This is a genomic window from Aquimarina sp. I32.4 (assembly GCF_002924285.1).
Lineage (GTDB): Bacteria > Bacteroidota > Bacteroidia > Flavobacteriales > Flavobacteriaceae > Aquimarina.
On record NZ_PGUB01000160.1, the window covers coordinates 1 to 6,443 of the forward strand.

Here is a 6,443-nt window from a genome sequence, read left to right on the forward strand (position 1 = left end):
TATCATTTGGAAAACCTGAACTCTCTTGTCTTTATAGCAGATGGCGCAAGGTGGATTTGGAAATGGATAGAACAACACTATCCTGAAAGTATACAGATTGTAGATTATTATCATTGTAAAGAACATCTATGCGAATTTGCTAAACTTTACTATAAAGATGAAAAACAAAGATATAAGTGGATTGATACATTCTCAGAAATGATGCTTACCAAGGGGATTGACCCCATTATTGTAACACTTGAAAAATTACCAGAACAGCGCAAAACAACTGGAAAAAGAAACACATTGATCAACTATTATCGTAAAAATAAAGACAGAATGCAGTATCATAAATATATTGAAAAAGGGTTGATAATAGGATCGGGAGCCATAGAATCTGCTCACAAAGATGTGCTGCAACAGCGATTGAAGTTATCTGGGCAGCGATGGACTATGGAAGGTTTTCAACAAATGGCGCAACTAAGAGTAGTATATAAAAGCAAACAAGAACACAGGATCAAACAATTATGCCAAAATGCAGCATAATGGGAAATTTGTCGTACACCCCTAAAAAAAGAATGAGAATGAATATATATAAAATTGCAGGGCTTGTTTTTACAATATGTATAATGTCTTGTAATCAAAACCAGAAGGGTGCGTCTAAAGAGAAACAAATAAATTTGAAACAGGATATGGAAATTGCTAAAGCACAAGGTGTAATTACGAAAATAAGTTCAAAAAGTTTTGAAGATACATATAATACATTGGTAGAGATTATTACCAATAACCCCAACTTGAAAATCATTGCCTGGCTAGATCATCAGGTTAATGCTGGAAAAGTAGATTTAAAATTAAATCCAACGCGAATAATCCTATTTGGGAATCCTAAATTGGGAACTCCTCTGATGCAAAACACTCAAATAATAGGTTTGGATTTGCCTCAAAAGATTTTGGTATGGCAAAATGATCAAGGAGTTGTTCATGTGTCATATAATGATCCTGAGTTTTTAAAAATGCGACATGGTATTACAGAAAACAAAGAGATTCTGGCAACAATGGCCAAAGCTCTGAACACAATAACTGATAAAACTATTGGACTATAAGTTTTATCCATTTTAAGAATTGAATTAGCCTCAATTTAAACAAAAGCCCTTTTAAGATGATTCTTTTTCATCTTAAAAGGGCTAATTTTGAAGTTTCACTTTTATAGGCCCTCCACCTGATACATAGCTTCCCCCTACCTCATCAATATTAATATTTAACTCCTGATCAGTACTGATAGTAGAGAGGTCTACTTTGAGTTTATCATAAGTATCGATATTTTTAAGATTTACATCAATTTCATCAGATTTACTCAATTTTACAGTAATAGAACCATCATCATTAATTGGTATGATCCCATAATTTGTTGTTGGGGTACTATTTGCGTGTGCCTTGGGGATAATATCAGTATCTCTTATTACTATAATAACAAGGTAGATAGCAATAACACTTATTACAAATTTGGTATATGTATCAGTTTTCATAAAATATAGTTTTTGATTTATCGAAGAGCATCAATAAAGATACCAAATTGAGTAATAGAGAAGAAAAAGAGATATCTATGAATTAATTTGGGGAGATATAAACACTAATTATTCTTTTAATCAATTATTCCCGTTAAGCAGTGGGGGTAGAGTACATGTTTTGAACGGCAATAGATGTGCAATAAATATAAATCACTTCATTTTAAGGATATAGAGTCTAATGAATTCTTTGTAATTAGAAGTTCTAAAAAGCTCTATTTAGATTTGTTATAAATAGCTTGTACAGTCCATAACAACTAGATACTTTTGTTTGAAATTTATTGTTTAAATTAAGATTAAATAAGAATAATGAAACATCAATTGTCAATTTTATTATTGATGCTAAGTAGTTTAGCATTTTCTCAGAATGGTATCATAAATGGTATCATTACTGATAATACACAAACTCCGCTTATAGGAGTAAACGTTTCTATAAAAAATACAAGCATAGGAACACAGTCTAATGAAAATGGAATTTTTGAAATCAATTCTGTCGAAAGCGGAGATTATATGCTATCTATATCGTATTTAGGTTTCAAAAATCGTGAGGTATCAATCTCAATTTCAGATAATCAAAACTTAGATTTAGGAAAAATAATTTTATATGAAGGAAACGAAATTCTTGGAGAAGTAGTTATTGAAGGAAAAAGAATCAATAAATTTTCAAGAAAAAATACCGCTTATGTTTCTAAGCTTCCTTTAAAAGATATTGAAAATTCACAAGTTTATAGTACGGTAACAAATGATCTTCTAAAATCTCAGGTAGTTACTAATTTTGATGATGCATTAAAAAATGCAGTTGGCGTTGATAAGTTATGGGAGTCAACTGGTCGTGGAGGTGATGGAGCAGGATATTATTCATTAAGAGGTTTTTCTGTTCAACCACAATTGGTGAATGGATTACCTGGATTAACAAACGGAACAATAAACCCTGCAAATATAGAACGTATTGAGGTTTTAAAAGGGCCGTCAGCTACCTTGTTTGGGAATGCAGTAAGTTCTTATGGAGGACTTATCAATGTGGTTACAAAAAAACCATATGTAGGTACAGGAGGGGAGCTTTCTTATACCTCTGGAACGTATGGTTTTAACCAAATAATCGGAGATTTTAATACAGCATTGAGTAAAAATGATAACCTATATTTCAGATTAAATACAGCATATACAACAGAGCAAAGTTTTCAAGATGCAGGTTTTAGAAAATCCTTTTTTGTAGCGCCATCATTATCCTATAAAGTAAATAATAGGCTTTCTTTTTCTTTTTATGTAGAAATTACACAGGCAGAACAAACCAATCCTACCTTTTTGTTCTTAAATAGACGTGCACCAACAGGATCAAGAAATTTGGATGAATTAGGGTATAATCCTAAATTATCTTTTACGAGTAATGATTTGACGTTAAAAAACCCTAATCAAAATTATAGGGTAGAAATGGACTATAAATTGTCGGATGCTTGGAAATCACAAACCTTGCTTTCAAAAAGTGCAACTTCTACAAAAGGATACTATTCTTATCTATTTGATCGTCTTACTTTGGGTAACGATACTTTTTCTCGTTTTATCAATAAGCAAAACTCAAATACTCAAACTATAGATATTCAACAAAATTTTATAGGTGATTTTAAGATTGCTTCATTAAGGAATAGGGTGGTAATTGGTTTAGACTATTTTAATGCAACAGAAATAGACAATAGCACTGGATACGCATTTTATGGCAATGTAACTCCTCAAGGAGGAGTTAGTGGAGATCACCCGTCTACAACAGAGATAGAAACAGATGTGTTTCCGCTTTCAGCTTCTGGAGTTGATGCTGCTTTGGCATCAACAGGAGTTAGTAATATAAAATCCAAATATCATATTTATAGCTTATATGCTTCTGATGTAGTGAATATAACCAGTAATCTTTCTGCAATGGTAGGTCTGCGATTGGATGTGTTTGATAATGAAGGAGATTTAGCCGATCTAGAAGATGATTATGATCAAGCTACATTATCTCCAAAATTTGGATTATTGTACCAGCCTATTAAAGATAGGTTATCAGTTTTTGCAAATTATCAAAATGGGTTTACTAATGTAAAACCACAATTAGTGGGTGATCCCGAAGAAGGACCACAAACATTGAAAACATTTACCCCTGAGCAGGCAAATCAATTAGAATTTGGTGTAAAAACAAATCTGTTTAATAATAGATTAAATGCGACAATAAGTTATTATGATATTAAAGTCACAGATCAAGTAATTACAGATCCATCATCACCATTCAATAAAATTCAAGGAGGAGAAAGAGTGAGTAAGGGTTTTGAGATTGAAATTAATGCAAATCCGATTAAAGGATTGAATATAAGAGCTGGTTATAGTAATAATGATAGTGAGACTACAAAGTCTGATAATAAGGAAATTCTAAATAGAAGACCACTTGGTGCTGGGCCAGAAACACTTTATAATTTTTGGGCGAATTATGAACTTCAAGAAGGAACCCTCAGCGGATTTGGTCTTGGTTTAGGATTTAATGGTGCAAGTGAGCGTTTTGCTATAAATTATGTCTCTACGGGTGAGTTTGTTTTACCAAGTTATACTATTGCTAATGCTTCTGTTTTTTATCAGGCTAAAAAATATAGAATAAGCCTAAAGCTTAATAATGCTTTTAATAAAGAATATTATAAAGGGTGGACGACTATAAATCCTCAAGCTCCAAGAGCTTTATTGGCAAATATTTCTTATAGATTTTAGGTATATATAGATAAATCTTATAAAAATATCGTAAAAGATTAAATGTCTTCACAAATGACAACTTGTGAAGACATTTTCTTTTTAAACTTTGGATAAGTTCAAATTGTTTTTTAATGTTGTGCTATTGTTTGTGTAGTGTGATTTTATCTTTTAATTGGTTGATTTGCAAATGTTAAAGGTTTTGTGGGTAATAAGTTAAAGAGAGGAGTGATAACACATTTAAGTAATAATAGGTAGTAAATTTCGTTTTAAAGAAGACCTAACCAAAGACGACAATAATGAGTAAACCTGCGAATCGGTTGCATTTTTTGGATGCAATACGAGCATTTGCAATTTTAATGATGCTTCAAGGGCATTTTGTGCATTGCCTTTTGGGGGATACATATCGTGATCAAAATAGTTTTGGTTATACTTTTTGGGAGTATTTTAGAGGAATGACGGCTCCAACTTTTTTTACAATAACAGGTTTTATATTTACCTATTTATTGTTAAAACAAGAAAAAGTAGGGATTGATAATCCTAGAGTAGTCAAAGGGATAAAACGAGGAGTTAAGGTTATTTTTTATGGCTATTTATTGCGATTAAGTTTTTATGATGTTATAATAAATGGTACGATAAACCCTTCTTTCTTTTATATAGATGTTTTACAATGTATTGGTGCTTCGTTGTTATTATTGATCGTAGTGTATTTGGTTTTTTATAATAAGAATCAGATATTATTTCAGAATATAATTTTATGTATAGGAGTTATTGTATTTCTTCTTCAACCTATATATGGGAGTTATTCATTAGATTTTTTTTCAAAAACAATAGCTAATTATTTCACAGATAGAAATGGTTCTGTTTTTACTCTATTCCCATGGTTTGGATATGTGTGTTTTGGGAGCTTTGTGGCCAGTCTCTTTTTGAAGTTTAAAGGATATAAAAGGTTTTATTCATACGCAATATTGATTCTTTTAGGTGTTGGGGTAGTGTTAGTTTTTAGTTCTTCGTCTATATTGATGTTGTTGTATGATGTTACAGGTATAGTTGTTTTTAAATCCGTGGCTTATAATAATTTCTTATTTATAAGATTAGGTAACGTATGTGTGCTTTTTTCTATATTTATTATGATAAGAAAATATTTTGGTAATCAGGTGGTCAGTAAGATAGGAGGAAAAACCTTGCCCATTTATATACTTCATTTTTTTGTATTATACGGTAGTTGGTTTGGGTTAGGGCTTAATAGTTTCTTTTATCATAGCCTAACTCCAATACAGGCTTTTGTGGGCGCTATATTATTTGTGATTGGGATTTGTGTATTGGTTTTACAGTATTATAAGCATGAGAAAGAGCTAATGATATTAATATATCGTTTATGGGGTAAAGTAAATAAGATGTTTAAGAAGGTGTTGCCAGAAAGTTGTCTGTTGTTTATTGAAGGGGTTGTTCGTAGGTATAGAAGTATACGGTTTGTAAAACGATAAGCTTTCCAATGATGTTTTATTTATCTAAAAATCAGTATATTAGATATCTGTAGTCAATACTTGTTTTGTCATGCCAACAATAAAATCATTAAACAAATGGGCTAATGCGCATACGTATTATCCTTTAGACTTATTACAAATCGCTTTAGGCTTTAGGGGGTGTACGACAAATTTCCCATTATGCTGCATTTTGGCATAATTGTTTGATCCTGTATTCTTGTTTGCTTTTATATACTACTCTTAGTTGCGCCATTTGTTGAAAACCTTCCATAGTCCATCGCTGCCCAGATAACTTCAATCGCTGTTGCAGCATATCTTTGTGAGCAGATTCTATGGCTCCCGATCCTATTATCAGCCCTTTTTCAATATATTTATGATACTGCATTCTGTCTTTATTTTTACGATAATAGTTGATCAATGTGTTTCTTTTTCCAGTTGTTTTGCGCTGTTCTGGTAATTTTTCAAGTGTTACAATAATGGGGTCAATCCCCTTGGTAAGCATCATTTCTGAGAATGTATCAATCCACTTATATCTTTGTTTTTCATCTTTATAGTAAAGTTTAGCAAATTCGCATAGATGTTCTTTACAATGATAATAATCTACAATCTGTATACTTTCAGGATAGTGTTGTTCTATCCATTTCCAAATCCACCTTGCGCCATCTGCTATAAAGACAAGAGAGTTCAGGTTTTCCAAATGATA

At 31.6% G+C, this 6,443-nt stretch carries 6 protein-coding genes; 4 read left to right on the forward strand and 2 right to left on the reverse strand.

All coding sequences use genetic code 11. The features are described from left to right. The coding region (locus tag CVD18_RS20775) for a UPF0236 family transposase-like protein (RefSeq protein WP_103867403.1) at window positions 1-525 on the forward strand (525 nt) is incomplete at its 5' end. Window positions 526-563: 38 nt separating this feature from the next. After that, the gene (locus tag CVD18_RS20780) at window positions 564-1,082 is read left to right on the forward strand and encodes a DUF302 domain-containing protein (protein ID WP_158250529.1); all 519 of its coding nucleotides are present in this window, start codon (window positions 564-566) and stop codon (window positions 1,080-1,082) included. Window positions 1,083-1,163: 81 nt separating this feature from the next. On the opposite strand, the gene CVD18_RS20785 is transcribed toward CVD18_RS20780, so the two are convergent. Further along, entirely contained in the window at window positions 1,164-1,505 is a 342-nt protein-coding gene (locus CVD18_RS20785) for a hypothetical protein (protein WP_103867405.1), read from the reverse strand. Window positions 1,506-1,853: 348 nt separating this feature from the next. Here CVD18_RS20785 and CVD18_RS20790 point away from each other — a divergent pair, with 348 nt between their 5' ends. After that, the gene (locus CVD18_RS20790) at window positions 1,854-4,274 is read left to right on the forward strand and encodes a TonB-dependent receptor (RefSeq protein ID WP_103867406.1); all 2,421 of its coding nucleotides are present in this window, start codon (window positions 1,854-1,856) and stop codon (window positions 4,272-4,274) included. Between the two features lie 278 nt (window positions 4,275-4,552). After that, window positions 4,553-5,740, forward strand: a complete 1,188-nt coding sequence (locus CVD18_RS20795) for a heparan-alpha-glucosaminide N-acetyltransferase domain-containing protein (protein WP_103867407.1) — start codon at window positions 4,553-4,555, stop codon at window positions 5,738-5,740. A gap of 178 nt (window positions 5,741-5,918) precedes the next feature. Here CVD18_RS20795 and CVD18_RS20805 read toward each other — a convergent pair. Next, a partial coding sequence (locus CVD18_RS20805) for a UPF0236 family transposase-like protein (RefSeq protein ID WP_199185122.1) occupies window positions 5,919-6,443 on the reverse strand: 525 nt, incomplete at its 5' end.